This window comes from Actinomadura sp. 9N407 (assembly GCF_044326315.1).
Taxonomy (GTDB): Bacteria; Actinomycetota; Actinomycetes; order Streptosporangiales; family Streptosporangiaceae; genus Spirillospora.
The window spans coordinates 282,497-309,440 of sequence record NZ_JBIRAW010000010.1; the positions used below are offsets into that span (position 1 = coordinate 282,497).

The 26,944-nt window shown below is 67.3% G+C and carries 31 protein-coding genes, 2 tRNA genes and 1 pseudogene; 17 read left to right on the plus strand and 17 right to left on the minus strand.

Annotation, left to right across the window (positions count from 1 at the left end; genetic code table 11):
- Positions 1-70 precede the first annotated feature (70 nt).
- The 10 genes from ACH34Q_RS18765 to ACH34Q_RS18810 form a co-directional block, all read right to left on the minus strand.
- Entirely contained in the window at positions 71-1,459 is a 1,389-nt protein-coding gene (locus ACH34Q_RS18765; RefSeq protein WP_395984243.1) for a tyrosine-type recombinase/integrase, read from the minus strand.
- A complete protein-coding gene (locus ACH34Q_RS18770; protein WP_395984244.1) occupies positions 1,459-1,653 on the minus strand; it encodes a helix-turn-helix transcriptional regulator in 195 nt (64 codons plus the stop codon). Before ACH34Q_RS18770 ends, ACH34Q_RS18765 begins: the two co-directional genes overlap by 1 nt.
- Complete coding sequence (locus tag ACH34Q_RS18775; protein WP_395984286.1) at positions 1,650-3,020, minus strand: replication initiator; 1,371 nt, start codon at positions 3,018-3,020, stop codon at positions 1,650-1,652. The genes ACH34Q_RS18770 and ACH34Q_RS18775 overlap by 4 nt, the downstream gene beginning before the upstream one ends.
- A gap of 101 nt (positions 3,021-3,121) precedes the next feature.
- A complete protein-coding gene (locus ACH34Q_RS18780; protein ID WP_395984245.1) occupies positions 3,122-3,277 on the minus strand; it encodes a hypothetical protein in 156 nt (51 codons plus the stop codon).
- A 14-nt stretch (positions 3,278-3,291) separates the two neighbouring features.
- Positions 3,292-3,465, minus strand: coding sequence for a hypothetical protein (locus ACH34Q_RS18785; protein ID WP_395984246.1), 174 nt, complete (start codon positions 3,463-3,465; stop codon positions 3,292-3,294).
- A complete protein-coding gene (locus ACH34Q_RS18790; protein ID WP_395984247.1) occupies positions 3,465-3,857 on the minus strand; it encodes a hypothetical protein in 393 nt (130 codons plus the stop codon). Before ACH34Q_RS18790 ends, ACH34Q_RS18785 begins: the two co-directional genes overlap by 1 nt.
- A gap of 25 nt (positions 3,858-3,882) precedes the next feature.
- Positions 3,883-4,707 (minus strand): DUF2637 domain-containing protein, encoded by an 825-nt coding sequence (locus tag ACH34Q_RS18795; RefSeq protein ID WP_395984248.1) that lies wholly within the window; start codon positions 4,705-4,707, stop codon positions 3,883-3,885.
- Positions 4,704-4,970 (minus strand): hypothetical protein, encoded by a 267-nt coding sequence (locus tag ACH34Q_RS18800; protein ID WP_395984249.1) that lies wholly within the window; start codon positions 4,968-4,970, stop codon positions 4,704-4,706. Before ACH34Q_RS18800 ends, ACH34Q_RS18795 begins: the two co-directional genes overlap by 4 nt.
- Positions 4,971-5,065: 95 nt before the next feature.
- Positions 5,066-6,421, minus strand: coding sequence for an FtsK/SpoIIIE domain-containing protein (locus tag ACH34Q_RS18805; RefSeq protein WP_395984250.1), 1,356 nt, complete (start codon positions 6,419-6,421; stop codon positions 5,066-5,068).
- 14 nt (positions 6,422-6,435) lie between these two features.
- Positions 6,436-6,801 carry a hypothetical protein gene (locus ACH34Q_RS18810; protein ID WP_395984251.1) on the minus strand — a complete coding sequence of 122 codons (366 nt, stop codon included), beginning with the start codon at positions 6,799-6,801 and terminating at the stop codon, positions 6,436-6,438.
- A 134-nt stretch (positions 6,802-6,935) separates the two neighbouring features.
- Between ACH34Q_RS18810 and ACH34Q_RS18815 the strand changes: the two genes are divergently transcribed.
- From ACH34Q_RS18815 to ACH34Q_RS18825, 3 genes are all read left to right on the plus strand, one after another.
- Entirely contained in the window at positions 6,936-7,319 is a 384-nt protein-coding gene (locus tag ACH34Q_RS18815) for a GntR family transcriptional regulator (protein WP_395984287.1), read from the plus strand.
- A 271-nt stretch (positions 7,320-7,590) separates the two neighbouring features.
- A complete protein-coding gene (locus ACH34Q_RS18820; protein WP_395984252.1) occupies positions 7,591-8,631 on the plus strand; it encodes an AAA family ATPase in 1,041 nt (346 codons plus the stop codon).
- Positions 8,628-9,176, plus strand: coding sequence for a guanylate kinase (locus ACH34Q_RS18825; protein ID WP_395984253.1), 549 nt, complete (start codon positions 8,628-8,630; stop codon positions 9,174-9,176). The genes ACH34Q_RS18820 and ACH34Q_RS18825 overlap by 4 nt, the downstream gene beginning before the upstream one ends.
- A gap of 3 nt (positions 9,177-9,179) precedes the next feature.
- Here ACH34Q_RS18825 and ACH34Q_RS18830 read toward each other — a convergent pair whose 3' ends face one another.
- Positions 9,180-9,356, minus strand: a complete 177-nt coding sequence (locus ACH34Q_RS18830) for a hypothetical protein (RefSeq protein WP_395984254.1) — start codon at positions 9,354-9,356, stop codon at positions 9,180-9,182.
- Between the two features lie 475 nt (positions 9,357-9,831).
- Positions 9,832-10,068 carry a hypothetical protein gene (locus ACH34Q_RS18835; RefSeq protein ID WP_395984255.1) on the minus strand — a complete coding sequence of 79 codons (237 nt, stop codon included), beginning with the start codon at positions 10,066-10,068 and terminating at the stop codon, positions 9,832-9,834.
- A gap of 160 nt (positions 10,069-10,228) precedes the next feature.
- On the opposite strand from ACH34Q_RS18835, the gene ACH34Q_RS18840 reads away from it, so the two are divergent.
- Both ACH34Q_RS18840 and ACH34Q_RS18845 read left to right on the plus strand, forming a co-directional pair.
- Positions 10,229-11,161: an AAA family ATPase gene (locus tag ACH34Q_RS18840; RefSeq protein ID WP_395984256.1), complete on the plus strand. Its 933-nt coding sequence runs from the start codon at positions 10,229-10,231 to the stop codon at positions 11,159-11,161.
- 39 nt (positions 11,162-11,200) lie between these two features.
- Positions 11,201-11,635 (plus strand): hypothetical protein, encoded by a 435-nt coding sequence (locus ACH34Q_RS18845; RefSeq protein WP_395984257.1) that lies wholly within the window; start codon positions 11,201-11,203, stop codon positions 11,633-11,635.
- A gap of 229 nt (positions 11,636-11,864) precedes the next feature.
- On the opposite strand, the gene ACH34Q_RS18850 is transcribed toward ACH34Q_RS18845, so the two are convergent.
- The gene (locus ACH34Q_RS18850) at positions 11,865-12,119 is read right to left on the minus strand and encodes a hypothetical protein (RefSeq protein WP_395984258.1); all 255 of its coding nucleotides are present in this window, start codon (positions 12,117-12,119) and stop codon (positions 11,865-11,867) included.
- A 138-nt stretch (positions 12,120-12,257) separates the two neighbouring features.
- Here ACH34Q_RS18850 and ACH34Q_RS18855 point away from each other — a divergent pair, with 138 nt between their 5' ends.
- Both ACH34Q_RS18855 and ACH34Q_RS18860 read left to right on the plus strand, forming a co-directional pair.
- Positions 12,258-13,133 carry a DNA-methyltransferase gene (locus ACH34Q_RS18855; RefSeq protein ID WP_395984259.1) on the plus strand — a complete coding sequence of 292 codons (876 nt, stop codon included), beginning with the start codon at positions 12,258-12,260 and terminating at the stop codon, positions 13,131-13,133.
- Positions 13,134-13,193: 60 nt separating this feature from the next.
- A complete protein-coding gene (locus tag ACH34Q_RS18860) occupies positions 13,194-14,957 on the plus strand; it encodes an AAA family ATPase (protein ID WP_395984260.1) in 1,764 nt (587 codons plus the stop codon).
- Between the two features lie 4 nt (positions 14,958-14,961).
- Here the strand turns inward: ACH34Q_RS18860 and ACH34Q_RS18865 are convergent, their stop codons facing one another.
- Positions 14,962-16,422, minus strand: a complete 1,461-nt coding sequence (locus tag ACH34Q_RS18865) for a DUF2357 domain-containing protein (RefSeq protein WP_395984261.1) — start codon at positions 16,420-16,422, stop codon at positions 14,962-14,964.
- 477 nt (positions 16,423-16,899) lie between these two features.
- Between ACH34Q_RS18865 and ACH34Q_RS18870 the strand changes: the two genes are divergently transcribed.
- From ACH34Q_RS18870 to ACH34Q_RS18885, 4 genes are all read left to right on the plus strand, one after another.
- Entirely contained in the window at positions 16,900-17,127 is a 228-nt protein-coding gene (locus tag ACH34Q_RS18870; RefSeq protein ID WP_395984262.1) for a hypothetical protein, read from the plus strand.
- 433 nt (positions 17,128-17,560) lie between these two features.
- On the plus strand, positions 17,561-18,481 hold the full coding sequence (locus ACH34Q_RS18875) for a hypothetical protein (protein WP_395984263.1): 921 nt from the start codon (positions 17,561-17,563) through the stop codon (positions 18,479-18,481).
- Positions 18,474-19,247 carry a hypothetical protein gene (locus ACH34Q_RS18880; protein WP_395984264.1) on the plus strand — a complete coding sequence of 258 codons (774 nt, stop codon included), beginning with the start codon at positions 18,474-18,476 and terminating at the stop codon, positions 19,245-19,247. The genes ACH34Q_RS18875 and ACH34Q_RS18880 overlap by 8 nt, the downstream gene beginning before the upstream one ends.
- A 160-nt stretch (positions 19,248-19,407) precedes the next feature.
- Positions 19,408-19,492: transfer RNA gene (locus ACH34Q_RS18885), tRNA-Tyr, on the plus strand.
- A 249-nt stretch (positions 19,493-19,741) separates the two neighbouring features.
- Here the strand turns inward: ACH34Q_RS18885 and ACH34Q_RS18890 are convergent.
- A complete protein-coding gene (locus ACH34Q_RS18890) occupies positions 19,742-20,128 on the minus strand; it encodes a hypothetical protein (protein ID WP_395984265.1) in 387 nt (128 codons plus the stop codon).
- Positions 20,129-20,499: 371 nt separating this feature from the next.
- Here ACH34Q_RS18890 and ACH34Q_RS18895 point away from each other — a divergent pair, with 371 nt between their 5' ends.
- The 5 genes from ACH34Q_RS18895 to ACH34Q_RS18915 all read left to right on the plus strand — a co-directional run bounded on the left by ACH34Q_RS18895 (position 20,500) and on the right by ACH34Q_RS18915 (position 24,462).
- The gene (locus tag ACH34Q_RS18895) at positions 20,500-20,754 is read left to right on the plus strand and encodes a hypothetical protein (RefSeq protein WP_395984266.1); all 255 of its coding nucleotides are present in this window, start codon (positions 20,500-20,502) and stop codon (positions 20,752-20,754) included.
- 441 nt (positions 20,755-21,195) lie between these two features.
- Positions 21,196-21,660 (plus strand): hypothetical protein, encoded by a 465-nt coding sequence (locus ACH34Q_RS18900; protein ID WP_395984267.1) that lies wholly within the window; start codon positions 21,196-21,198, stop codon positions 21,658-21,660.
- Positions 21,661-22,042: 382 nt separating this feature from the next.
- Positions 22,043-22,120, plus strand: a tRNA-OTHER gene (locus ACH34Q_RS18905).
- Between the two features lie 659 nt (positions 22,121-22,779).
- A complete protein-coding gene (locus ACH34Q_RS18910) occupies positions 22,780-23,379 on the plus strand; it encodes a hypothetical protein (protein ID WP_395984268.1) in 600 nt (199 codons plus the stop codon).
- Positions 23,380-23,511: 132 nt separating this feature from the next.
- The gene (locus ACH34Q_RS18915) at positions 23,512-24,462 is read left to right on the plus strand and encodes a helix-turn-helix domain-containing protein (RefSeq protein ID WP_395984269.1); all 951 of its coding nucleotides are present in this window, start codon (positions 23,512-23,514) and stop codon (positions 24,460-24,462) included.
- Positions 24,463-24,820: 358 nt separating this feature from the next.
- Here the strand turns inward: ACH34Q_RS18915 and ACH34Q_RS18920 are convergent, their stop codons facing one another.
- Positions 24,821-25,624 carry a hypothetical protein gene (locus ACH34Q_RS18920; protein WP_395984270.1) on the minus strand — a complete coding sequence of 268 codons (804 nt, stop codon included), beginning with the start codon at positions 25,622-25,624 and terminating at the stop codon, positions 24,821-24,823.
- A 589-nt stretch (positions 25,625-26,213) separates the two neighbouring features.
- The gene (tsaA, locus tag ACH34Q_RS18925) at positions 26,214-26,618 is read right to left on the minus strand and encodes a tRNA (N6-threonylcarbamoyladenosine(37)-N6)-methyltransferase TrmO (RefSeq protein ID WP_395984271.1); all 405 of its coding nucleotides are present in this window, start codon (positions 26,616-26,618) and stop codon (positions 26,214-26,216) included.
- Positions 26,619-26,859: 241 nt separating this feature from the next.
- Between tsaA and ACH34Q_RS18930 the strand changes: the two are divergent.
- Positions 26,860-26,944 (plus strand): annotated as a pseudogene (locus ACH34Q_RS18930) (IS5/IS1182 family transposase); the annotation flags it as partial.

Sequence of the window (26,944 nt, forward strand, 5' to 3'; positions counted from 1 at the left end):
CGTTGTGTCCGGCTGTTAACGGCTCTGGGCGGTCTCCTACGGCCGTCTGTGCCGAATACGTGCCGAAGTTCTAAGGCGCCTTTGGCCTGGTCGCCTCAGCAATTCTCCGCTTGGCGTCGTCCTCTTGACCGGCTACGCACTTGGCATAGACCCGCAGCAGCACGGCCACACTGTGCCCGGCCCACTCGGCCACCTGAGCCGCCGGAACCCCGGCCCCGAGCCACGTGGACACGGCCGCGTGTCGGAGGGCGTACGGCGTCTCAGCCAGCGGCGAAGCCGCCTCTTGCGGAGTCAGCGCCTTCTTACGGGCCGTGTGCCAGGCGCTGAGGTACGTCCGGTCGGTCATGATCCCGCCGCGCGGCCCGACGAAGAGCCGGCCACCCTCCGGGATGTTGAACGCCTTGATGTGATGCCGCAGGAGCGTCACCAACTCCGGGTGGATCGGCACCGGCCGAGTCTCCCCAGGCGCCCGATGCTTGAGAGGCTGCCTGTCCCGCGGCTTGCCGCTGTTGGTCCACCGGGAGCCGCTACGGGGCTCAGCGTGCGTCAGCCGCATCTCGCCCCACCCATCGTCCGGCAAGCTCACCAGGTGGTCACGGCGCAGGTCTACGGCCTCCTCGGGCCGCAGGGCCGCGTAGTACATGACGGCGAAGAACCCCACCATGCGCTCACCGCGCTTGCCCTGACTGCGAACGGCGTCCAGTAGCCGCCGTGCCTGGTCAGGATTGGCGACCACCCGCAGGTCCAGAGTCTGCGCGACCCGTGGGCGAGTCCACTTCACCAGCGTCAGCGGGTTGACCGGCAGGATCCGCCGCTCGCAGGCGTACTCCATGGCGTTGTTGAACGTCGCCCGCTTCCTGGTCGCCGTGCTCCCCGCCGCAGGCGAGCCGTCCTGACACCGACTCAGCCGGTCGAGCACCTGCCGTGCGATCTGCGGCCCCTGCTGGTCCGGCAACAGGTCTCGCATGTCGACGGTGTTCTGTTCCAGCCAGCGCAGCGCCGGAACCAGATGTTCAGGTGGTTCGCCCCCGTTCTGCAAGCGTCCGCTGTACGCCCAAGCCCGCAGAGCCTCGCGGAGCAGCACCCCGCTCGGGATTCTCTTGGACGAGGTGAGCAGAGCCTCTGTCGCGTCCGTCAGGGCCTCAGCGATGCCCCGCCGGTGGTTGGGGGAGGCGTACGGCCATTTCATGGCGCAGTAGTCCAGCGAGAACGTGTACCAGGTGAGCGAGTCCTCTTCCCGCTTCCACGACACGGGACGGCCGGTCTTGAGGCTGAACGCGTCGCCCTTGCGAGCCGCACTGAGGAGGGACGAACGGAAGCTGTCCGCTTGAGCCTTGTTGCGGAAGGGCTCTTTCCACGGCTTCCTGCCGACCTTCCACCGCACGGTGTACGTGGTGACACGCGTGCCCTTGTAGACGTCGGTCTTGTAGATGCGCACGTCATACGTGATGTCGGCCATCAGGCGGCCTGCTCGCAGGAAGCCAGCCACCGGTCAAGGTCCCGCCGACGGATACGGAGACTGCCGTTCGGCAGCACGAGGCAGACGGGCGCACGGCCCTTCTGACGCCAGTCGTAAAACGTGGAGCGCGAGATCTGGAGCTCTGCGCAGAGCTGAGGAACGGTGAGCTGGTCGCGAGCGGTGGACGCGGTCAAGCGGTGCTCCCTTGCGTGCGGTTGATCGGGTCGAGGGGTGGCAGGGGTTGGCCGGTGAGTGCGGCGGTCAGCAGCGCCTCGCCGGGTGTGAGTCCTTGGCCGAGGTAGCGCCAGTGGGAGATCACGAGGACCTGGTCTTCTTCGGTGAGGGGTAGGCGTCCGGTGGTGATCTCGGGGCGTTGGTGTTGGTTGTGGGCGGTGCGGGCGTTGCGGAGGGCGCCGAGGGTGGTGGAGTAGCGGCGGGATTTGGTGGAGAAGTGGCCGCGGAAGCCGAGCATGTGGGCCCAGTCGGTCAGTCGCAGTTCGGCCAGTTCTTCGAGGGCGCCCAGGCGCAGGCATTCGGCGATGAGTCGCCGGGCGTGCGCCGTGACCGGCAGTTCGGCCACGTCGTCGGTGGCGCGCACCCGGCGGTCGAGGGTGCCGACGCATTCGGCGGCTTTGGTGGCGTATTTGGCGATGTAGCCCGCCACCGCCTGATCGGTCAGCTGGCCCGAGGCGGTGATGGCCCGGATGTCGACCTGGGTTCCCCAGGCCAGCGACCGTGCCGGGACGCCGGGCGCGGCCGGGCTTTGAACGGTGACTGCTGCGGCGGCCTGATGGACGGCGTCGGCGAGGAGGTCACCGGTTGCCCAGGCGGGCGGAACGGCGTCCGGGCCGCCGGGCCCGTCGAGGCGGATCACGGCGTGAAAGTGCACCACCCCGCGCCGCTGATACTCGGCGACCTTGGCGAATGACACGGTCAGCGCGTCGCCGAGTTCGCGGAGGGTGAGGCCGGCGGCTTTGGCCAGGCGCCGCCGGAGCGCTATGGTGAACCGTCGCCACAGTTCGGGGGCGAGGGCGTTGAACAGGACGGAGCCGGTGTAGTCGTAGCAGTCGGCGCACAGCGGTTCGCCGAGCCGTCCGTCATCGGTGCCGTGCCGCATCGTGCACGACAGGGATCGTCCGTGTGGGCAGGTGCCCGCGTTGCGTCGAGGGTGGCAGGGCGTCACCGTCCCGCCGGGCTTCTCCCGCCGGGCGTGCACGGGTCCGAAGGAGGGTGCGGTGAGGGTGACGAACGCGGCCGGGTGCGCGGTCACCGTCTCGGGCACTCCTTTGCCGCCGGTCAGGCCCGCCCGAACGAGTTGGTAGGTGTCGGCTCGGTAGGTTTCGGCGCAGGAGGGGCAGCGGGAGGCGCGGCGGGTTTTGCACGCCACCCGCAAGACTCCGCCCGGCTCCCTGCCAGTGGAGTACCGGTGTAGGACCTCGCCGGTCAGTGGGTCGATGTGCTCCACCCGTCCCCGTAGGTGCACCGGTTGCGCGCACCCGCCCATGGCGCGGGTCCGAGCGGCCCAGGCGGAGAAGTCGGCGCGGTTGAAGCGTGCAGCCATGTCGCGCGCGGCCACTGGTGTGACGAGCGGGGATGCAGCGGAGTCGTGCACGGGTGCGGTTCTCCCTTTGTCCGTCGAGCGGGGCGGTATGGCCGTGTGGGTTAGAGGGCTTTGCAGAAGGCGGCCAGGGCGTCGGCAAGGGATGCGAGGCCGCCGAAGATGGCGGTGAGGGAGTGCGCGGCGCCGGTGGGGTGGCGCAGGAGGTAGAGGGCCAGGACGAGCCAGCAGGTGATGAAGGCGCAGCGGCGCAGGAACACGAGGACTCCCGTCGTTAGTGGGTGTGGCCGGTGCCGTCGCAGTGGGGGCAGGTGTGGCCGTCGCCGGTCAGGCCGGTGGCACCGCAGTGGCAGCACGCCCACCCCGCACCCGGCACGGCCAGATGAACCGGGACCGGTGCCGGGGCCGGGGCGGGAGCAGCGTCCTGGTCAGGGGCGGGGGTGGTCATCAGGCGACTCGCTCAGCCGAGGTGGCGGGGGTGGTGGTGATGACGTTGTGGGCGTAGCTGTTGCGGGCGTGGAAGTCGTTCATCACGCGGTCGGGGATGTGGATGACGCTGTAGCGGACCCGCCCGAAGGAGCGGGTGGCGGTGTAGTGGCCGCCCATGTCGCGGCGGTCGTCGACCGGTACGCCCAGCAGTTCGGCGGCCTGGTCGACCAACTCCACCGCGGTCCGGCCGTCGCAGGTGTCGCGGGGGTAGACGGTGAAGGTCTCGCCGTACTCGTCGACCGGTACGGCGGGATTGGCTTCCAGGAAGTCGGCCAGCGCGCGCAGGCCGGTGATGACCTGGTGCCGGGCAAACAGGTCACCGGGAACGATCGGGTTGGTTTCAGCGGTCATGGCGCGGTCTCCCTTGCTTGGGGTGTCAGGCGGTTTCGGTGCGGATCTGGCGGAGCAGGTCGGAGGCGAGTTGGTTGGACACCCCCAGCCGCCCGCGCAGCGCGTCACGGGTGATCGGCCGCCCGTGCTGGTGGTGGTGCTCGGCGGCCACGCGGCGGGCGAACTCCACCAGCGGCCCCGCCGACGAGGAGGCCGAGGAGCCGTCCGGCGTCTCCGCAGCGGGCGCCGGAGCGGGGACGGGAATGGTCGTTTGGGTATGCGGGCCGCCGTCCCGCGCGTCCTGCTCGTCCGGGCGGGCCGGGACGGCAGCGGCGATCTCAGGACGGGCCCCGTCCGGCACCTCAGGCGCCCAGGACGACGAGGACGAGCCGGACGGCACAGCAGAGGCGGAGGGATGGCCGAAGGACGGCGGGGCGGTCATCGCATCCGCCACCGGAACGGCCGACCGGTCGAAGGCGGGGTGAGGTCGGCCGGTTGCGCGGCGCTCCAACATCGAGACCGCGACCAGGAAGGCGCCGGCGGGAGTGGCCGCGGTGATCCAGCCCCACGCCGTCGGGTCCGCTTGCGCGAGGTTGGCGGCCAGCGAGAGCAGGATTCCGCCGATCAGGACGAGCGTCGGCCACGACAGCCGCCCCGCAGCGCGGCCGGTGCGCTTGTCGCGTTGCCGTTCGCGGGCGGCCATGACGCAGGTGAGGTCGATGCAGATGGCGATGGCCCAGGCCATCCAGCCGCCCTGGCCGTGTTCGGTGGCGGTGTCGCGGATGTGGGTGAACGATCCGGCCGCCGCGATGCTCGCGAGGATCAGGACGGGTCCGGAGTCGGCGACCGCCCCGGCCAGGCGCCGGGTCATGCCGTCCGCCGGGCGGTGATCTCGGCCAGCAGCGCGGCCAGCTCAGCGTCACAGCGGTGAGAGTCGGCCCAGTCGTCGACCTCACCCAGGCGGGTCGAGGCGGACGACTCGGCGCACCGTCCGCAGTGGGCGATGTGCAGGGACCCCAGCCCGTCCCAGCCGATCGTCACGGCCGGGACCGTCCAGGACGGCCGGGACGAGCGGGGACGGGACACGGAGGCGCGGCGGGGACGGGGACGAACAGCCAGGACGAGGGCGGTCACAGGGAACCTCCAGAGAGCCGTTTCGGGCATGGGGCGGGTAGGGACGTGGCGTGATCAGGGCTCACGCCGAGCCGCAGGGGAGGGGGCGGGGTGGGTTACGCGGCGTCCGGCAGAGCCGGGCGGGTGGTGGGGACGGAGCCGATCAGGGCGTCCCAGGCCGGGGTCAGGTGCGCGTGGTCACGCGCGGCCTGCTCAGCAGCGTGTTCGGAGACGTACACCGACCGGGCCCGGTGCCAGGAGCCGTCCTGGCCGGCGACCACGCAGACGCCGGGGGTTTCGGCGGCGATGGCGCGGGCGGCGTCTTGGGCGGCGGGGTCCATGTCGCCCAAGGTCATGTTCGCGGTCTCGGGATCGTTGACCCGGTGGCAGACGCGGCCGGACAGTTGGGAGCGTAGGGCGGTGACGCCGGGGCCGAGGTCGGAGCCGATGCGCTGGCCGCACACGATCAGGTGGACCGCGAACGCCCGGCCGAGCTGGGCGACCCGCAGCAGGGCGGTACCGGTGCGGGCCACCTCGTCCTTCTCGCTCTTGTCGGCCATCAGGAACAGTTCGGCGACCTCGTCGATCAGCAGCACGATCGGAACCGGCTGCAGGTGTTCGGGCAGGTTCCACACGTTGCGGGCGCCGTGCGCGCGGCACACCGCCATGCGGCTCTCTAGTTCGCTGACCAGTTCGGCCAGCAGGTCGACGCACTCCTTACGGGTGGTGGCCAGCGCCGACAGCCGAGGCGCGTACGGGGTAAACTCCACGCCGCCTTTGAGGTCGAACCCGATCAGGGCGACCGGTTGAGGCGAGAGGCCCGCGATGATGGCGTTGGCCAGGTTGGACTTGCCCGACTGGGTGGCGCCCGCGTTCAGCCAGTGCGGCACCGCCCGAAAATCGATCACCCAGTCACGACCGTTCTCCAGCTTCCCCGGCCGCACCTGCAGCAGCTCACCAGTCTGCGGAACGGTCTCCACCGTCGTGAGCGGGTCGCGCATCGTGGCCCACAGGGTGACTAGGCCCGGTTTGACGTCGACGACCCGGACGGCGTGGACGCGCCAGGCGTGCGCGATGCCTTCGGCGGCGCGTTCGTAGTCGGCGGGGACCTGGCCGTCATGCAGCCGCAGCCGCACCCGCCAGCCGAGCGCGGTAGGCCGCAGGGCGCCGAGGCGGGGAGCGCGTTCGATGTCCACCCGCCGCATCCGCCGCTTGTGCTGGACGATGCCGGAGGCCGACCGGGCCGCCGGCCCCAACACCGGAACCGCATCCAGCGTCAGCCGCCAGCGGCGCCGGTTGCGGGTGAGCTTGCAGCCCGAGGCGACGTGATGCCAGGTCAGGTAGACCAGTACCGCGCGGGCGGGGAACGCGACGCCGTACCAGAACGAGACCGGGTGCCAGCGGCGCCAGGCCCACAGCCCGACCACGACGAGGGCCAGGACCCCGAGCGCGATGAGGAGCGTGTCATTCACGTCGCGGCCCCCGTTCAGGCGGCGTCCGCAGCAGCGGACCCCGACGACGGCGCGGACGGGACGGCGGCGGGCGCGATCTGGTTGGCGCGGTAGGCGATGCCCCAGCGCTTCTCGCCGTTGCGGGTCTGCTCCCACGGGAAGGCCACCAGGCCCACCGGCGCGACGATCTGCCCGATCGTGACGTCCTGGTCGCCGGAGACCGACACGTTCATCAGCTCCACCCGGCCCATCGGGTCGGCCGCCGACAACCCCACGGTGAACACCGTGTTCCCCGCACGGTCGACCTTCACCTCACCGGTGTCCTGACTGACCAGCTTCGGGCGCGGCGGCGACACACACACGAACGTCAGAACCGAGACGTCTACCGGAATGTTGCGCATGAGACCTCCTGAGATCGGCTGAGCACTTGGACAGCATAGTCTGCTTAGACGGCTAAGTTGTCAAGGGCACCATGGTTCCCTTGGCCGGTCGCCTGTGCTGAACTTGAGTGCGCAGCCATGACGGAGGGCGGACGATGGTCAAGAGGACAGGACGGCCGGGGTATCTGCAGATCGCGGATGACCTGCGAGAACAGGTCACAGACGGTCGACTGGGGCCCGGTGACGCCTTGCCGTCGACCGCGGAGCTACGCGTGCAGTACGACGTGTCCGCCGGTGTAGTGAAGGCCGCCATCAGCGTGTTGCGCACCGAAGGCGTGGTGATCGGCCAGCAGGGCAAGGGCGTGTTCATCCGGGACCGAAGTACGGACGAGCCGCCGGCCCCGCTCGCCGGGGACGACACGCTCACCGACCAACTGACGGAGGTTCTCGGCGCCGTCCGGGAGCTGGGGGAGCGGGTCGCCCGGCTTGAGGCGAGCGTGTTTCCAGGGCCGCCGAAAGCTCGTCGATCCGGCAAGTGAGGTCGTCCAGTTCCGCAAGAATCTGTGCCAGCAGCTCCCCCGGAGTCCGCCGCCGCTTGCGCTCCGCCGTCACTCGAAATCGTCTCCCGTCATGATCGGTTCCCTCGTTCGGCACACCGATATTCCATCGCGGGAGACGCGCAGAGCCCATCACTTATCGATCATCAAAAGCTTTCACGCGGGCTTATACATCCGCTTTCACATCCCCCGTGTAGACCGTTTAAGCGTCCGCTTTGCGCCGCTATCTACAGTGAACGGAGAGGTCGAGCGCATGACCGCAACCAAGGAACGTCCCGGTTGGCAGCCCCTCAGGCTCCGCGAGCTACGCGAGGCGCACGGCCTGAGCTTGGAGGCAGCCGGAAACGAGCTGCGCCAAGTCGCCCACCGGGCAGAGCTCCGCGTTGCGGCCAACTTCCAGACCCTCTGGGGCCACGAGAGCGGGACCGTCTACCCAGGCCCGCACTACCGGCGCGCGTACTGCCTGATGTACCAGTCCAACGAACCCGACCTTGGGTTTCGGCTGCCTCTGCCAGGTGAGCCGGTCGCGGAGGACGCGGCGTTGCCGATGCCCGCGCCGGGAGCCAGCCCAGCGGCCACCGAGGAGGCCGCCGTCACGATCTCCCGTGGCCTGAACAAGGTGACCGACGGCACCCAGGACGGCGACCCTACGGCCGGCGACACCCTGAAAGACCGTCTGGTCAACGCGTGGCGAGGCCGAGCCCTCAGCGACGGGCACAACAAGCCCGTGCTCGTCCTGGTCGGCGGGTACGCCGGATCAGGCAAGACCGAGTTCGCCCGCTTCCTCGGCGACGTGTCCGGATGGGCGTTCCTGGACAAGGACTCTCTGACCAGGCGATTGGTCGAGCGTCTTCTGACTTCCATGGGCGGTGACGCGAACGACCGTCACACCGATCTCTATCTGAACGAGATCAGGCCGCTTGAATACAAATGCCTGATGGACACCGCGAACGACAACATCGATTGCGGCATATCGACCATCCTCGCCGCTCCGTTCATCTCGGAACTGAACGACGAGGCTTGGCTTAATCGCCTCACCAACCGCTGCAGGTCCAAGGGCGTCGAGGTCGCCGCGATCTGGGTTCGCTGCGACGTCGACTCCATGCGGGAGTACATCGAGTTCCGCGACGCCCCGCGCGACACGTGGAAGCTCACCCACTGGGACGAGTACAGCCAGGGCATCAACACCGAGGCCAGCCCGCCGGGCGTTCACCTCACCATCGACAACCGGCAGGGCGCCGCCATCAGCATCGCCGACCAGACGCGCGACATCCTTCGTAAGATCCTGGGGTGACCAGGCAAGGCGTGATCCTGTACGGCCCACCGACCAGCGGCAAGGACACCATCACGGCCGAACTGGCACGCCAAGACGACCGCTTCGCACTGCTGGCCAAGCTCAAAGCCGGAACGGGCCGCACCACGGGATACCGATCCGTGTCGGCCGACGACCTCACCGCACTGCGTGAGGCCGGGCGCCTGGTCGTCGAAACCGGGCGCTACGGCAATCGCTACGCCGTGGACCGCCATGACATCGAGGCCATCACCGAGGCCGGGCGCGTCCCGGTCGTGCACATGGGCAACCTCGCCGACCTGGACCGCCTGCGCGCGTCAGTTCCGCTGGACTGGACAGCCGTACTCCTGTGGGTGCCGCGCGAGGTGTGCGCCGAGAGGTCACGTCAGCGCGGGGACGCCGACACCCCCAAGCGCCTACGGGCATGGGACGAGACGGACGCCGATCTACGGGCCGCCGACGCGTTGCCGTTCGACCTGGCCGTTCATACCGACCAGGCCGAGCCCGCCGAAGCGGCCCGTCAGGTCATCGAGGCCGTGAAGCTCTGATCGTTATTGCGGCGGCCAGGGCCAGCCCCGAGGCGCCCGGATCGCCATCGCGAGTTCCTGCGGAGTGATCGCCTCCACCAGCCGGGGGAAGCCGGCCACCCGTACCAGCGCCCAGAACCGCCCGGTGTGCGAGCCGAACCACAGCACCACGCCCGGAAACTGCTCACGCAGATCTCCCACGGCGACCTCAGCCGGCGGACCGCGCCACGGATCGCCCGTCATCGCGCACGCCGCACGCCACCCGTGGTGATGCACCACAGGGCGAGTTGCTCCGTAACCGAACCAGCCGCCCGCCAGGGCTCCTGACACGGCCCGAGCCATGCGCCCGTACTCGACCGATACCACCACAGCCCAGGCCCCCGGACGACCGAGACGCTGTCCCCCACGGACGGGGCACTCGGCGCGAACACGTGCAGTACCGGCGGGTCATGCTCGTACCGCCGAGCCGTCGCCCAGCCAGCGCGCCGCAGATCACGCGCCAGCCGATCGAGCCGCCGACAGGCCCAAGCCCGCAGCCAGCGAGCCGCGAAGGACGACGCGGCCGGTGTGTCCGGGGGGAACCCCACCGACCGCGCCGCCTTCTCCTCCCCCTCAGAGACCGCCCCGCGGCAAGCGGCCCCAGCCGGTGACGTGACAGGCGCTCCCTCGCCGTCCATCACCGGGCCCCATTGCGCTGCATCGCCATCCGCCGTTCGGCCTCCAGCGCCGTACGCAGCGCACCGGGATCCCTGCGGATCACCGTGGGATCGAGGCCGGCCGCCGGGTCATGCAGCGTCGCCACCCAGTCGCCGAGCCGTCCGTCATAGCGGACCGACCTCCAGATGCGATGACCGGAAAAGTCCGCGCGGAGCCGGATAAGCGCCTGATCATCGGCGTTTGCGTACGTATGCATCACGGGAGACCTCACGTTCGAGCCCGAACCCAGCCGTTCACCGCCGGATCCGTCTGCAGGAATCGAGCCGTTCCAAATTCCCGCGCATGCGTGTTCGGCAAAGGCGCCTGACAGGGGGCCAGCAGGGGGCCAGACTTGAACACAGGGGAGGTGGCCGCCGATGACCACCGAGCGACGCAAAGAGTTCGGCACGTACCTCGCGCGCCTACGCGGCACCCGAAGCCAGCGCGCCCAAGCGGAGCTGCTCTGCGAGCTGGCAGAGTCCGGCAGCCTCACCCGCAACGAGGTCTCACGCTGGGAACGCGGCGGACGCGTCCCCGACGACTGGCTGCCCTACATCGCCCGCGCGCACAACGTCCCGCTCGCCGTCCTGGAACGCATGGCCGCCCACGCCCGCGGGAACCAGCCCAGCCCCGAAGGCGACCCGTTCGACCTGTCAGCGTTCTTCCCCGGCGCCAACGACCTCAAGGCCCGCATCGCCAACGCCTGGCACGGCCGAGCAGTCGCCAACGCCGGAGCCGGCCCCGTCCTGATCCTGGTCGGCGGCTACGCCGGATCGGGCAAGACCGAGTTCGCCCGCTTCCTGTCCGGCCTCACCGGATGGGCCTGCCTGGACAAGGACGCCCTCACCCGCCGCACCACCGAACGCCTTCTCATCTCCATGGCCGCCGACCCCCACGACCGCCACACCGACCTATACAAGACCCAGGTACGCCCCCACGAGTACCGGAGCCTGATGAACAGCGCCTACGGCAACATCGAGTCCGGAGTCTCGATCATCCTCGCCGCCCCGTTCATCACCGAACTCAACACCAACGGGTGGCTACCCCGCCTCACCCACCGATGCCAGGCCAAAGGCGTGGACGTGACCGCGATCTGGGTCCACAACGACATCGACACCATGCGCGAGTACATCGAAGTCCGCGACGCCCCACGCGACCACTGGAAACTCAACCACTGGGACGAGTACACCAGCACCCTCAACACCGAGCAGCCCCCGCCGGGCGTCCGCCACACCATCGACAACCGCCTAGGCGCAGCCACCAGCCTCGCCGAACAAACCCGCGACACCCTCCGCAAACTCATGAACTGAGCACCTAGGGCACGGGGTCCGGTCTGAGAACATCGCTAGGTGACCGGGACGACTTCACGCGCCGAGCAGTTGGCCGGCTACCGGCGTGTCTTGGAAGCAAGGGCCCAAGGCGGCCAGCCCGAGCGGCTTCACGAGCTGGTCAGTGACCCGATCACGGCTGTTCGGATCGCGCTCGCCAAGAACCGGCGTACGCCGCCGGAGGTCCTACGTCACCTTGCCGACGACGCGCACCACACAGTGGCGTGGAACGCGTTGCTCAACCCTCAGATGCCTGAGGCGGGCCTGCGCAGACTCGCCGACCTGGAGTCCCGAACTCATGGCAGCCGCAACCTCGGCGACCGAGAAGCCGTCGCCCACCATCCCAACGCCCCAGCGTCACTCCGCGCCGAGATGACCAGGGCAGGAACCTGCCGCCAGACAGCCACGTGCACCCTGATGCAGGAGGCCCTGAGCAGAGCAGACGGCTCAGAATGAGAACTTTCTCTACGGTTTCAAGGGCGCCGCTACGCGGCGCCGCCGGTCCGTCCGGGCCGGGCATGCGGCCTCTCCGGGCCGACCCGCCCCGGCCAACCGGCCCCGGCTTGCAACAGGGGAGATAGAAGCCGTCGAGGGGTCCACCGCCAGATTTCGCTCTGACGGTCATCTCGTCATGGTTCGTCTGGGTTGGCGGTCGAGGCCATGACAACGAAGGTGTGCGGCCCCGTCAGCTCTTCGGAGGGGCTTTCACGGTCTCCGCTTCGGTCGGATAGCGACCTGTTGCCGTCGCCCAGGCGATGACCTCACGCTTGTCCCAGATGTCGCCCGAGCGCAGACGCCGCACAGGCGCTGGGAACTGTGCATGCCTCACCTTCCAGACGTTCACCGTGTTCGAATCGACGCCCAACAGCTCGCCGATCTCCGCTGGCCCCACAAGGTGCACGGCGAGGGCCCTTAGGTCACTCTCGGCTGCATTCGACACGGTCTGAGCCTACGGTCCCCAGACCGCCTCTCAGGTGATCGAGTCAGGTCTTGTGACACGCTGGCACCCCAGTGCAAACCTCCGTCGGAGATGTCTTACACTGATGGAATGTCAGAACCCGCTGCGAACCTATCGTCCATGCATGACGAGGACTTCGACCAAGAGGACCCGCCGTACGCCTCGGGTGAGCGCGACAGCGGCACGTCGTGGACGGTCTTCAATGGCGACAGCAAGGTTGTCTCCAGCGCGCTCACTCCCGGCTCGATCAACTGCGTCATCACCAGCCCGCCCTACTACTGGCAGCGCGACTACGAGGTCGACGGCCAGTTCGGGCTCGAGCCCACGATCGACGGCTACGTCACGAACCTCCGCGAGACGTTCGCAGCGCTGCGTCCGGCATTGGCCGATGACGGCGTGGTCTTCCTCAACCTGGGAGACACGTACTACAGCGCCAAGGGCAAACCGCATGGAAAGGACGATAAGCACCGCAGTCGTCGCCTGCCTGGTCTTCGCGCGGTGGACGGCCCCGGACTCGGCCTCCCCCGCAAGTCTCTGATCGGCATCCCGTGGCGCGTCGCGCTGGCGATGCAGGAAGATGGCTGGACGCTTCGCAGCACCATCATCTGGGTGCGGAAGTCGGCGATCCCGGAGCCGACCAGCAAGGATCGCCCCTGGCGCAAGTACGAGCACATCTTCCTGTTCTCGAAGTCACCGCGCTACTTCTTCGATCGCGAGGGCCTTGACGGCGAAGAGGACGTGTGGTTCATCGAGCCGGATCGCAGGTCGCTCGCCCGCGGCACGCACTACGCGCCGTACCCGCGCGCGCTCGTTGAGAGATGCATAGCGGCCGGATGCCCGGAAGGCGGGACAGTCCTTGACCCGTTCGTTGGCGGAGGAACCACCATGTACGTCGCAGACGAGATGGGCAGGTCCTCGGTGGGCATTGAACTCAACCCGGACTTCTGTGCGTTCATCTCAGAGAACCTAGAGAAGCTTGACGAGTCGACCGCATAGGTCATCCGGATCGTTTCGCTCTCTGTGCGGTGCTGGGGCAGCCTGAAGTAGCGTTGGCCCATGTCATATGTGCCCGCTCGTCTGCTCCTCGGAGCTGCCGCAGCGATCGAAGGTGCCCACGCCCTAACTGTCGTGACGCTACCTGCACTTCTTCGCGAGGCGAGGAAGGCACAGGTCGACCCTACGACGGCTCAGGTCCCATACGGCGGCGGCGTCGAAGAGCAGTACCTCAAGGACTTCTACGCGCTTCCCGGTGCACCCGATCCGCATCGTCCGTACCGAGCCATCTGGAGCAACGACCCGACCTGGCAAACGCGAAAGTTCGCCGGCGGAGGGCTCCAGCGCCAGCGGAGCCAGCGTGCGAATCGTGGTGAGGTCCTGATTCAGCGCAAGCGAGCCCAAACCGGGCTGTCGGGGGATGTGTGGGGCCTCACGCCGACCGCGGGCGCAGACCTCCTCGCGGAGACGAAGAAACCCGTTCGGTTGATCGACCTGGCGCTCTGGATCGGCCGCAGCGTCGATACCTCGGCGATCGACCCCGCGATCCTCAGTGCCGCCGGCCTCGGGCTGGGCGCAGACGACATCGACAAGCTCGACGCCTGGTTCAAGCAAGAGTTCGAGCCACAGCGCGGCGACCTGGTGGGAACGATCTTCCAGGACGACATCCCGGCGGAGTACCGAACCGTCCCATTCGCGGCTGATCCGGTCTCCGACGAGACCTACCAGGAACTCGGTGCCCTTCCACCAGCTCCGAGTGTCACCGACGACCTGTCGACCGTCATCACGAGTCTGGAGAGTCGCGTCACGGCGAAGGGCTTCCAGCTGCCTCCCGGTCTTGTGGGGCGCGTCCTCACCGCTTGGCTCCGCGGCGACATGGTCGTGCTTGTGGGCCAGCCCGGGACGGGAAAGACCCTGTTCGCGACCCTCCTGGGAAGCGCGATGGAGAAGGAGTTTGACCTGGACGCACCGCTGCTAATTCCAGTGCGAGCCGACTTCGACGAGGCCGAGCTGATCGGCTACGAGCGACTCGACGGGACTGTCCATCTGCAGGACTTCGCGCGCGCGATCCTCCTCGACGACGCCCCACTCGAAGCCCGGGTCGTGATCTTCGAGGAGTTCAATCTGGCCTCGGTGGAAACCTATCTGTCGGCGGTCCTCGTCGCCACCCAGGAGCGCGAGAGGCTCGTCCGACTACCGAACGGAGAGGTCGCCAACCTGCCGATTGACACTTTCGTCCTCGCGACCTGCAACTCCTTCCGCGACGAGCCTGAGACCCGCACCCGCGTGAGCTCGCCGACCAAGCGCAGATCGACCACGATCACGATGCCCAACGTTCTCGGCGACCGCTACGAGGATGATCCGGACACTGCCGTCACAGGCGTCATTGAGGCGCTCATCGCCAACGAACGAAACCGCGTCGAGGATCGCGAGAACGCGGGACGCGCGTCGCAGTTCGACGCGCTCAGACTCACGGCGCTCCGCTCAGTGTCCGGCAGCGTGGACTTCAGCGCGCAGGCCCAGCAGGCACTGGTGAGCGTGGCCAACGCCGTCCTCGAGACCGCAAGCGGTCGGTCATGGTTCACGCTCGGAATCCTTCGGGACATCGTGATGGCGCTCGTGATGGCTGAGCGGTACACAGGAGCAGAGCTGACTGCCCTGGGCCACGCCGTCGCCGACAAGCTCGTGCATCAGCTTCGGGGGACACACTCCGACGTGCAACCTCTGCTCGCAGCGTCGGCGACACTACCCAACGCAGAGGAGATCGGTCGCCTGATCGACCAGACGATGGCCGGACCGTCCGACGAGCTCCTGCCGCTTCTCTGAGGCATTACAAGTACGGGGGCGACTCCAGCCGGTCCAGGACGTGGACAATCGCCTCCTCCAGCCCGTCGTCCGGGCCCACGACGGGGATCTCGACGACGCTTTTGTCATGGTCCATGATCACCCTAGCCTCCCGGTCCACACCCGGGTAGATGATCGCGACTGACGAGAGCCCATAGAGGCTCTGGTACGCGGCGACCTCCTTCCGGCTGTCCTCCGTGGCGTGGCCGTCCTTTCCGACCCTGTACTTGGCGTCGAGCACTGCGACCTTGCCTGTTGCCTTCTCATGGAGCAGCAGATCGGGTTTCGACGCGTCAGGGACCGGAGTCAGGGCTCGCCACGAGGCGATGACCTCGGCAGGCGGAAGCGTGTCGTAGTACAGGTCGAAGTCAGGTCCCGTGAATGCGAGCGGGTTGGACCCGAGCGCGCCAGCCGTCTGGGTGAGCCCGAGCACCGACGCGACGCGGTGCGCGGCGTATGCCTGATAGATCCAGTCGGCACTCTTGATGTAGCTGTACCGGCGTGCCGGGTCCGTGCTGGCCGACCATCCGAACTCACCGACCATCCTCGTGAGGTCGAAGACCTTAATGTAGCTGCGATCGGTGTATTCGGGGCCGTGGCGGGGCGCTGCCAGGGCGCTCGGCTTCAGCCGGAGCTTTACCGCGAGCGACTGGGTGGAGAGCCGTCCGACGCGCTCCCGCCACAGTCGGCACCGAGCTCGGGGTCCGGAGGGGAGTTCTGTGCGCATCACTTCGGACAGCAGGTGGTGGATGAGACCGAGCAGGTGCACAGCGCGGCGGTTGGCCACAGTGTCCACGGTGCGCTGGCGTCGGCGCGCGACCACGCGGGTCGGGGTGTATCTCTTACCCGCAGCGGTCAGCAAGCCATCTTCCTGTTCGATCACGTTCCTCCGAGGGTCGGATCTGAGAAATCGCATCGTCGGGATAGAGAGGACCGAACTCCCGCCACGGCGGCTCAACGCCCGGACCGAGACCTCATCGGTACGCGGTGCGGCGAGCACGGTCTCGATGGCGTCCAGCGCCTCGTCCGCGTTGGCGTCGAACCACCCGTAGACGACGTGGGGATCCAGGTAGCCGCTGCCATCGGAGAACAGGGCCTGACCAGTCCATCCGGTCCCAAGGCTCTGGAGATGGCTCAACATCCGTGTGATGCCCTCGAGACGCAGCTTGCGGTCCTCGGTAGCGAACCAAAATACCTGACCGTCGACCTCGACTCTGTGGAAGCCTGTCGAGCGCGTGTAGTCGAGTGTGAGGACACCCGTAGTTCCGCCTGAGAGCCGACGGTCCGTGCCATCGACGCGGATCCTTCGGCTGGCGTGGCCGACGACGCTCAGAACGATCGGCCCAGGGGCAACCTTGACCGCCCGGCCCTTCAGCTCGACCTCACCGGACCGAGCAACGACGTACACGCGCAGGCGCTTCTTCGTGAGGTCGGGGCTCGAGGTCACGTTGAGAGGCTACGTGGTTCCTGACGCGATTCTCCCCGTTATGGAGCGTACGGAGGACTTGGGCCATACGGTCAGGGCGGCAAGCGAGGTTCTGGTTGTGGTGTGCATCGAACTGGCCGGGCGAGCGCGCCTCTGGGGGCTTCGCCGCCCCCAGACCCCCGCGAGCCGGTGCACTCGTCCGCGCGAGAAGCTCTGTCACACCGTCCCATCGTTCGCGCGGACGAGCACTCCGGGGCGAGACGGGCAAGTCCCGCTTAGAACACCGTCTGTAGTCTCCTACTGGCGTGGGGCGCAGTCGGAACTGGTTCGTTGCCTACCGATCTTGCGAACGCGGCGCTAACCGCAGGCTTGGACAGCGGTGGACAAGAGCGGACGCCAGGCGGATATGCAAGCTGGAGCCGGGGTGTGCACCACCCCGACCCCTGCAGCCGGATCAAGGGGGTATTCAACCGCGGTGGACAGCCCGATACTGGGCCGATGCCTGAGGTATCAAGTGGGGAGCTTGACGACTGCATCCAGAGGATCGGTGCCCTTTGGGAGATCGAGGTAGACGGCAGTGGTCACGAGCGTACAGTCGGCGAAGCGGCGGCCAACCTCATGTCGGGTAGCGGCCTCTTGTATGTGCCCTCGGAGGTCCTGCATATGCTGACCCAGGCCATAGAGATCGGCTACGCGGCCGCCCTGAAGTCTGCCGAAGATGACTGACTCGTCACCAACGCGCCGATGAAGCCAGCCAACACAAACGGCCAGCGCGGGGCTGGCGCACCAAGGTCAGCGCCCCAGCAGTGACAGCAACCTCAACCACCAGCCCACGCCGACAGCCGTCCGACCTCGACCTCCACGCACTCGGCTGGGGCCTTGCTATAGCTGAAAAGCAGACGGTCACCGCGCTGATGGCCAAGCGCTGGTTGGGCGTCCCGAAGCGGGGGTCTCGCGACCCCCAGCCCCCCGCGGGCCGGAGGGTGCTCCCGCGCGAAACTGTCTGTCATAATGTCTCGCCGTTCGCGCGGGAGCACCCTCCGGGACGGGCATGCTGAGGCGATGCCAACAACGGGACGGTCCGGAGGAACGTCGCCGTGCCTGGGCAAAGTGTTGGCATGGACCACGGACTCTCCAGTTCCGCCACTAGAGTGGTTCGGTGAGCAGCACAGTCTTCCAGGTGGTAGACGTCACCAAGTGGGAAGTGGCGGCGTTTGAGACCGCGGGCTTGGAAGAAAAGCTCTGGCTGATCGAGCCGGCTACCGGGCGCCGCTGGCTCTACAAGCCGGTGACACATCACGCAAATCCTCATTCGAAACTGGATCCCAGACAGGGAGAAGACTGGGCAGAGAAGATCTCGGCGGAGCTAGCACGGCTTTTGAGCGTGCCTGCAGCCGAGGTGGAGATGGCTAGCCGCGACGGCGTGCCTGGAAGTATCTCGCTCAATCTCAAACCCCAGCATTGGGAGATGCAGCCCGGGACTGTACTGGTGGGCGCCCTGGATCCGGAATATGACCTGACCCGCAAGGGTGGGCATGTGGGTCACACTTTGCAAAATGTGCAGCGAGTCCTCCGCGGCTATGCCGCCCCTCCGGGATGGCCGGGGTTGCCGTCCGAGTTCGATGCATTTGACACCTTTGCTGGCTTCCTGGTCCTTGACGCCTGGATCGCCAACCGAGACCGTCACTCCGAGAACTGGGCCGTTCTGCGAGGGCCCGGTCCTAGTGACGCCCCCTGCCTATCGCCTTCCTACGATCACGCGAGCAGCCTTGGCTATCACCTAGCGAGATCCAAATTGGAGCAAATTCTCGCTTCGGGTGAGGTTGGGAACTTCGCAACGAGGAAGGCGACCGCTCACAGGTACCAGGACGGCAAGGACGCCTCGCTGGTCGACTTCGCACATCGGGCGCTGGCGAGAGCGTCCCCGAAGGCTCACCAGCACTGGATGGCGCAGCTATCCAAGATCGAGAAGGAGGCTTGGGCCTCGCTCGTCGCTGGTACTCCCGGAATGTCAGACGTCGCGGGTATGTTCGTTGTAGAGCTTCTAGAGATCAACCGCAGGAGGCTGCTGGATGCGTAGTGCCGCCGAGAGTAAGATTCAAGATCAAGCCAGCGCCGACATGGTCAACCGCCTGCTTGTGGCGTGGCAGCACCCGCAGAGCCGGAGTATTTCGCCGGTCGGCAGATTGGAACAGCAGGGCAACCGCTACTCATTCCGATACCTGCAGCGCGCGTCTGAAGTGGAAGGATTTAAGCCGTTCATCGGTTTTCCTGACCTCGCTAGCTCCTACGACTCCACACGCCTCTTCCCGTTGTTCCGGCAGCGAGTTATGGACCCAAAGCGTCCAGATTATGTTCGGTATCTGGAGACCCTTGGTCTGGGTGAAGATGCTGCTCCCATGGAGATCCTCAGCCGCTCTGCGGGGATTCGTCAAGGGGACGCGATCATGCTGTTTCCAGAGCCCCCTGTTCAAGCTGATGGGTCAACCAAGTACTCGTTCCTTGTTCATGGGGTGCGGCACATGGCGAAGTTCGGAGCTGAGGAACGCATCGCAGACCTCAAATCTGGCGACGAACTCACGCTCATCGACGAGCCATCTAACCCGGTGAATCCAAGGGCGCTCCTTGTGACAAGCAGTGGCGAGTACTCGCTGGGCTGGGTGCCAGACTTGCTCTTGGAGTATGTCCACAGGGTTCGCGATGAGGGGGGCAGCAGAATACTGGTTGAGCGCACGAACGGACCTGACGTTCCGTGGCATCTTCGGCTGTGCGTGTGCCTGGTCGGGAAGGCTCCGACCGGCTGGAAGCCGTTCGAAGGTCCCGGCTGGAAGGTGTCCACTCGCTAGTCTCGTCAGATCCACACCAGCACTCCGAGGGGGACATCCTTTGAACCCAGGCATGATGTCGGCGAGCCAGCTGCGCGTGTTCACCGTCCAGCCGGCCGAGGCCGTGCAGGGCGTGTTCGGTGCTTGTGCCGAATACGGGCCGAAGTTTGGGTTCACGACTGGGAAGTCGCAGGTCAGAGCGGTTTGGCGGGAGGACTGTAAATCCGTCGGCTTAGCCTACCCAGGTTCGAACCCTGGACCCGCCACACCAGCGAAACAGCCTCTGACCAGGTAAAACGGTCAGAGGCTGTTCGCGTCCCAGGATCCCCCGCACGCAGCCGGACGCCACCAGAAGCAGCCCTATGTCACTGGTCGCGGAATATACGCGGAATGGAATCCGGAGCGTTTCCGCAGGTCCGTCCAGGAACGGCGAAGGGACCCCGGCATGAACCAGGGTCCCCGCAAGATAGCCGAGCCCGCCGACGCTTGGGCCCGCATTGGGCCCAGCCTGCCCGCTACTCGTCGAGCGCATCGTCGATCCGTCTGTTGGCCCGATCCTGCTGGCCCTCGATGCACTTGGCGTAGATCTGCAACAGAACTTTGACGCTGTGCCCCGCCCGCTCGGCGACCTCAGTTGCCGGAACACCGGAGTTGAGCCACAGCGACACCCCCGCGTGCCGAAGGTCGTACGGCCGCCGAGGCAAGGGAGAGACGACCTGGGCAGGAGTGAGGGCCAGGGCGCGAGTCGCCGCCCACACATCGCCATAAGCGGTCGAGCCGACGATGCCACCGCGTTCGGTTTGGAAGATCCGCCCGTCCGGAGCCGTCCCGTAGGTCGCGATGTGCTCGCGGAGGATCTTCACCAGCGCCGGAGGGATCGGAACCGTACGGATCTCACTCACCGGCCGGAGGTTGAGCCCGCGTTGCTCAGGGGTCAAGGGGCGGCGGCGCTCGCGTCGCCGCACCGGCCGCCCGGCTCCGCCGGCCGGCGCGTGCGGCGTGGGCGCCGGTCACCGACCGGCGGCCCGGACGGCCGCGGCCCGCGCCGCCGGGCGCCGGCCCCCAGCCAACCGTCGCCACGGGGTACACGCCGCCGCCCGTCTGACGGTCGCAGCGCGGGACACTTGGACGAGATCGAACCAAAGGGCTTCGCAGCCCTCTGGACTCCCGCGCGCCGAAGCACTCATTCGCGCGATTTCGTCTGTCACACCGTCGCGCCGTCCGCGCGACTAAGCACTTCGGACCGTGCAGCGGCCACGGTCATACTGCTCGGATGTACGAGTGGCACGACGTAGCTCAGGCAGCGGAAGAGCGCGGCGACCTGGACGAAGCCATCTCAGTGATTGAATCGGTCGCTGAGTGCTACAGCAGGGACTCCTTCCTGCACAATGCGCACCTCTGGCACATGGACCTACTTGCGAGAGCCGGGCGAGTTGAGGAGTTGGCCATGCGAGCCAAGACCGACGTTCATGCCAGCAGACGGCTTGAGCGCCTGAGCCGGGAGGAAGCTGCCAAGAAGGGCGGGTGACAGGCAACGGGGGCGTGCCCGTTACGGCGGACGATCACGGTCGCGTGCGGTCGCCAGCGGGGTTGCCCGTGCTGACCGGGTACGCGTCTTCCGGAGTCGGTGGCTGACAGCAGTGACTGGAGCAGGACCTTCACACTGTGCCCCGCCCGTTCGGCGACGTCGGTTGCCGGAACACCGGAGTTGAACCAGAGCGAAACCCCGGCGTGGCGAAGGTCGTACGGCCGTCAAGGGCGGCGGCGCTCGCGCCGTTGGCGCGGCCCGCCGCCAGCGCGGCCGGGGCGTGCGGCGTGGGCGCCGGTCCCCCGGCCCCGCGCGCCCGGCCGCGCATCGCGCAGCCCAAGCTTTGCCACCCGGCCGCCGGCGGTCCCGGTGTCGCGCCGCCTCCCGGCGAGCCGCAGGGTGCTTCGAGCTGTTGCAAAGCGTCTGGCAATGTTGCTCCGCATGGGGATTCTCTACGACTACTTCATCGCGACAACCGACGATGAGGCCGCCCAGATCATCGACTGGGGTGCGGGTCCCGGCCACCCGCCTGAAGGGCAACCACCGAAAGAGCACGTAGAAGGCGGGATTGATCCGGCTGTTCAGCTAGGCACCCTTGAGGCGATCCTCACGGGACGCCCCTACGAACAGGTCAGCAGCAGTCCCCGCCATGCCGACCTCATCGCTCCCAACGAAGAGAGCGACATCGGGCAATGGGTTGTGACCGTCTCCGACGACTTCGTGACCCTCATGGCAGATGCGAGTGACGACCAGTTCGCTGCCGCGGCCCCGCCCTGGTCACAGACAGAGGAGTTCTGGGGCGCGGCCGACCCCTTCGAACTGGAGCAGATCATGCGCGGACTACGCGAGATCGCCCAGCGAACACGCGAGCAACGCAGGCATCTGTACTGCTGGATGTCCCTCTAGCTTCACGCCAAGAGTTCCCCGCACCAGGAGAGTTGCAGGCCGCCTGGAAAGGTGCGGGGCTCCCCCGACCCCGACCCCGACCCCGACCCCGACCCCGACCCCGACCCGTCGAGGATGGCGACGGCCAGAACCCGTCAAGGGCGCTGCGCGTCGGCTGCGCCGATGGCCTACGGCCACCCTTGACGGAACCGTGTCCGTCGCTAAGTGCAGGTCTCGTCGGGGCCGGGGGGGGAAGGTGGGGAGAAGAACAGCGGCTACGCCGCACGCCCAAGGCCTCACGGGGACCGGACACCATGCGACAACGGGCCGCCGCCTCACGGGATATGCGCGGGATGGCTCAGCGTTCACGGGGTGACGATGCCGGTTCCCGTGCAGGTCAGTGGGGGAGTGGCGCCAAGATCCATGGCGGGCTGTAGATCCGTCGGCTTGGCCCACCCAGGTTCGAACCCTGGACCCGCCACACCAGCAGAAACGGCCCCTGAACAGGCAAAACCCGGTCAGGGGCCGTTCTCGTTGTCTTACCGTGAAACCCTTTGAGTCCTCGCGATTAACCGCCCTACGGGCACGCGCAGGGCACGCCGAGAGGTACAGAGAGACCGGGTTTGACCTCCGTTTGTTTCATGCGGTGATCTTGCCTCCGTGATGGCTCCCGGCGACTCCCCACGCCCCCCGCGACGCCCTTCCGTGTTCGCTGCTCCGATCGATGTGAAGTTGGAGCGAGAGGTGACACCGATCCTCGTCCCGCTGGGTCTACGTCGGCGCGCTGGGCGTGGCCGGCTTCGGGATTCTCTTCGGCTTGCTGTGGGTCTGGTCCCCGGCGACCTGGATGGGCTGGGCGATGTGGCTGGCCGCTCCGATCGTGATCGGCATGGGCCTCATCACGCTCCTCGTCGTCCGGACCGTCTGCGAGCGTCTAGCCCGCTTTCGCGCCTGGTGGCCTGTGACTCCGCCTTAAGGACCTCCGCATGGGTACACCGTGGCACCTCCGCACGTTCACCGGTGAGGGGTCCACATTGGGCACTCAGCGCCCCGTCCCAAAGATCAAGGGATTGTCGAGCGAGTTGTGGAATGTCAGGCTGATGGTGTGAGTGATCGCCGGTCGTGATGGAGTTGGGGCCGATGGCGGAGAGTGACGGCGCGGGTAGAGTTTCTCTCCATTATCGGGCGTATCTGCCGACGGGGATCACCGTGATCATCGTGGTTGTAGCGGCGTCTGCCTTGTTCCCGCTGTATTTGCTGGCCCTGGACGCAGGGACTTTGGTTTACCTGGCTCACATGGTTGTGGGGGTTGTGCCGGCCGTTGTCGTGAACCTGCTGCTGGCGCGGGATGTGGTGCTGTCGGATGATGGCCGCCTGACCGTCACCGGTCTTGGGCAGCGCATCGATGTTGATGTGCGCTGCTTCACCGACATCGGTGCTTCGGCGGGTGCACGCGCGGGGTTCGCCCTTGCCCGCGTCCGGTGGGACGGCGGAGGGTTTCGGATGTGGCAGGCCATGACCTATCGCCCCGATCCTGGCCGGAAGTTCCGCAAGGGCCGTAGGTCCGGAAGCGTTAGCGAGGATTTCCGGGACCTGGTGTACCGCCTGCATCTGATCAATCCAGTGGTGCAGGTCCGCGGTGTTGCACCACCGGCCTGGGCTCTCCCTGCCGCCATGCCCAGGCCGCCCGAGACTTACTGGTCGCGAGACCCCCGCTTCAAGCTCGATGAGCCGACCTGACGCCGTTACCTGTATCTCTTCGTCCCGAACTGCCGGCACTCCAGGCCGGTCACGCCCCCTTCCAGCCTGCGAGGTGCGCCGCCGGAAGCCCGCGTGAGCCGTTGTTAGGGGCCGTTGCTGTACTCCCGTGCTGTGCAGCAGTTCCTGTTGGCCTGCGACCGCATCCGCACTACCGGGCAAGCGGGTCGGGCGCAGGGCCGGGCATGGCGCGAGCGCTGGAAGTCGCGCGGCGGCGACCGCCACGGCGAGCACGAGGACCGATCGCCGCCGTATCCTGCCGGTATGGCGGGCTCGGAGGACTTCGAGGCGATGCTGTCGCGCCTGCTGGCGCATCGAAGGCTTGATGCCGGCGAGTTGGCCACGGTCGCCGGCGTGCCAGAATCCGAGCTTGTGGCGGTGCTCGGTGGCGCCGAGCCGAGCCCGTCGATGCTGCGCGGGCTCGCGCCCGCACTCGGCCTGCACACTTCGGACCTGTTCCTGATCGCAGGACATCAGGTACCGGACGACCTGGCACCCATGGGGCCTGCGGAGCCGGGTGTCAGTTCCCTTGTGTGGCACCTGGTCAGCATTCCGCAGGCCGGACCGCAGGTGCTCGAACTGGTTCGGTCTCTGCCCAGGCAGGCCCACCCGGAACAGGCACCACCCCAGGCGTACGACGAGTGGTTCGTGCCGGGGTTCGGTGCCACACTCCTGCGCCTGTTCGGCAACCGGAACATGAGGGACTTCGACGCCGTCGGAGCACTATGGCTCCTGGCCGGCTTCGGTCCGTGGGCGCGCACGACGCTCCGGATGGTGGGTTCCCGGCAGAAGGAGACGTCCGCCGATCTGGTGGCCGCCTGCGCGACCGTGCTCGGCATCCCCCCTGGCGATCTAGCCGCCCTCGCTGGCGTGGACGTACTCGACCAGCCGCCAAACGCCGCCCCCGAAGCGGTCAAGCTGATCTGGGACGCCCGGAACTTCACCGCCGAGCAGATGCAGTACCTCGACGAGCAGTCCCATGTGATCCGGCACGAACACGACGACGTGGTACCACCTCATATGGTCTGCCACTGCCCACTGTTCCGGCGGGAACGAATGTCCTGACACCGTCCGCGACACTGAAGCCATCGACCTTAGGAACGATCAGGGCCCAATGTCAGGGATCATGTCCCTGGCCTGGGCCTTCGTGGTGGAGCGGGTGACGGGAATCGAACCCGCGCTGTCAGCTTGGGAACCAAACCCATCACGCTTGCTAGGGCCGCTGACCTTGCCTCCGGCCCTCCCACAAGTGACCGTGAGCACCCTAGATCATCCTGGCTAATTGCCCGCTAATTGCCCGTCCTACGGCACCGATGACCTCAGCGTTCAGCATTGCGCGCAACGTGCTGCACCTGCTCGGGCTTCCCATTGCGCGGTATCAGCCGCCCTGACGCTGTGTCCTCCGCTGCGGCCGATGGGTTGATCAAAACGGCGGTTCGTCGTCCGCCCAAGGCCCGTGGAGAGCCCTCATCCCCTGAGCAGCCCGCTTCTCTTCCCACTCCTTCTCACGTTGCTCGAACTCGATGAGTTCGGCATGGGCGGCAAAACCGGTGGTGTCCTCGCCCCAAGCCTGCAGTCCGACGATCGCTCCCAAGCGGTGGCTGTAGTCGCGACTGACGGCCAGTTCGTGGCGCAGTACGGGGATCAGCTCGGTCCGAAGATGGAGCAGCTCGGGAGCGTCCAGCAGAGGGATCGCGGCAGCGTGGGCGGCTTCGCGAACGGCGGAGTCAGGATCGGCGAGGCAGGCGGAAACCCCCTGGAAGAAAGCGGGTCGCCAAGAGCGGATCTCGCGTACCCGGGACGAGGATCCCCAAAAGTAGTCGTCGCCGATGATCTCCTTCCACTCCTCCTCCCAGGAGTCGCTGACGATGTGAGCCACTGCCGCCAGCCAGTCCAGCAGTTTGGCGCGCAACGGCCGAAGCCCGGCCTCCCACGCGGGGATCAGCGCCTCCCGGCTGCGGGCGTCGGCGAGCAGCGCAGCAACGTAGAGAGTCGCCGGACATGTCGCACCGTAGAGAGTGTTCTGATGCAGCAGGGCATCCCCAATACGGTTGAAGACCCGGGTTATCGCGTCCTTGTCGCCAGAGGTGAAGGCCGCCAATGCCGCCTGCGTGGACAGCCCAGGGCCGAATGAACCATCCCCGCCACTCCCGCCATAACAGGTATCCAAGGCGTTCCAGTCGGTCTCAGCCAGCAGCACACGCGGATCAGGCAGTTCTTTGATCATCGTGCGGCGATTATCCACCAGCCCAGGTCTTGACCGGCCCCAGAGCGAGACAAAGTCAAGCTCGGCGAGTACGCCGCGTCACGGAGCGACGCGAGCCCTGAACGATCAAGGCCCAGTGTCAGGGATCATGTCCCTGGCCTGGGCCTTCGTGGTGGAGCGGGTGACGGGAATCGAGCCCGCGCTGCCAGCTTGGGAACCAAACCGATCATGCCTCCTAAGGGCCCTGGTGCGACGGCGGCAGCGCATCGAAGATCGCGGCCGGGTCCTCGCCAGGATCACAAGGCGTCGTCGGTCCTTCGGGCTGAGCGGTCATAGAGCCAATCAACCCATCGATGCCCCACAGCAGGCGCGCAACGGCGCTGCCTGAACGCGGCATTCTGGGCGTTCTCCCCCAGGGAGCCGTCAGCCGCTCATCAGGCCCGCCAAGCAGAACAGTCCCTGCCCAGAGATGGAGGGCAGGGACTGCCATTGCCTGGATGCAGGGCTTCTACGACAGGTCGCGTGGGTCGAGGTTCCTAGGTCTGGTCGCCCTCGCCCGTGTTCGGGCGGGGGCGCGGCTCCATGGGGTCGGGCCAGGGTACGAAGGGCGTCAGCGGTTCAGCGTGAGGAGGGGCTTGACGTCCAGGATCGGGGTTCCGTCGAGTGCTTCGAGGTTGCGGACGTGGACGCGTGTGCCGGTGATGGCGAGGATGTGGACCTCATGCAGGCCGATCGGGTTGGGCCGGTGGGGCGCGCGGGTGGCGAAGACACCGGTGAGCGGCCGGGCGGCGTCGCCGCGCGGGTGGACGGTGAGCGTGTCGCGGTCGGCACGGTCGAGCCAGGTGAGCAGGAGTACGTCGGTGCCCGGGGACAGGCCGTCCAGGGCGGGGGCGTACCGGACATCGAAGACGAGCCAGGCGTCGGGGGCTCCCTCGTCGGGCTGCCGGGGTGCCGCCGCCTGGTCGGTCAGATTCGACTCGACGCGCCCGATCGCGCGGAGCGTGTATTCGGTCAAGAGCTTTGGAGCCTTTCTCGGTCATCTGGATTGCACGCCGGGCATGCCTTCCCGGTCCGCCGGCCACTCCGGACTCTAGGACCAAGATCCGGGATATATGCGGGATGGCCGGGAGCCACCGACCCGGTCAGTGGTGTTCTTGTGCAGGTCAGCGGGGGGATGATGCGGAATCAGCGGCGAGCTGCGTTCCGTCGGCTTTAGACGCCATCTCATTTGGTGGTTCGGTTGTAGCCTGCCGTTCGTGGAGATGGTCGAGCGGTTGGTTCCGGAGGAGTTGTGGGAGTTGTTCCAGCGGGTGGTGCCGCCTGCTCCGACGCGGCCGCAGG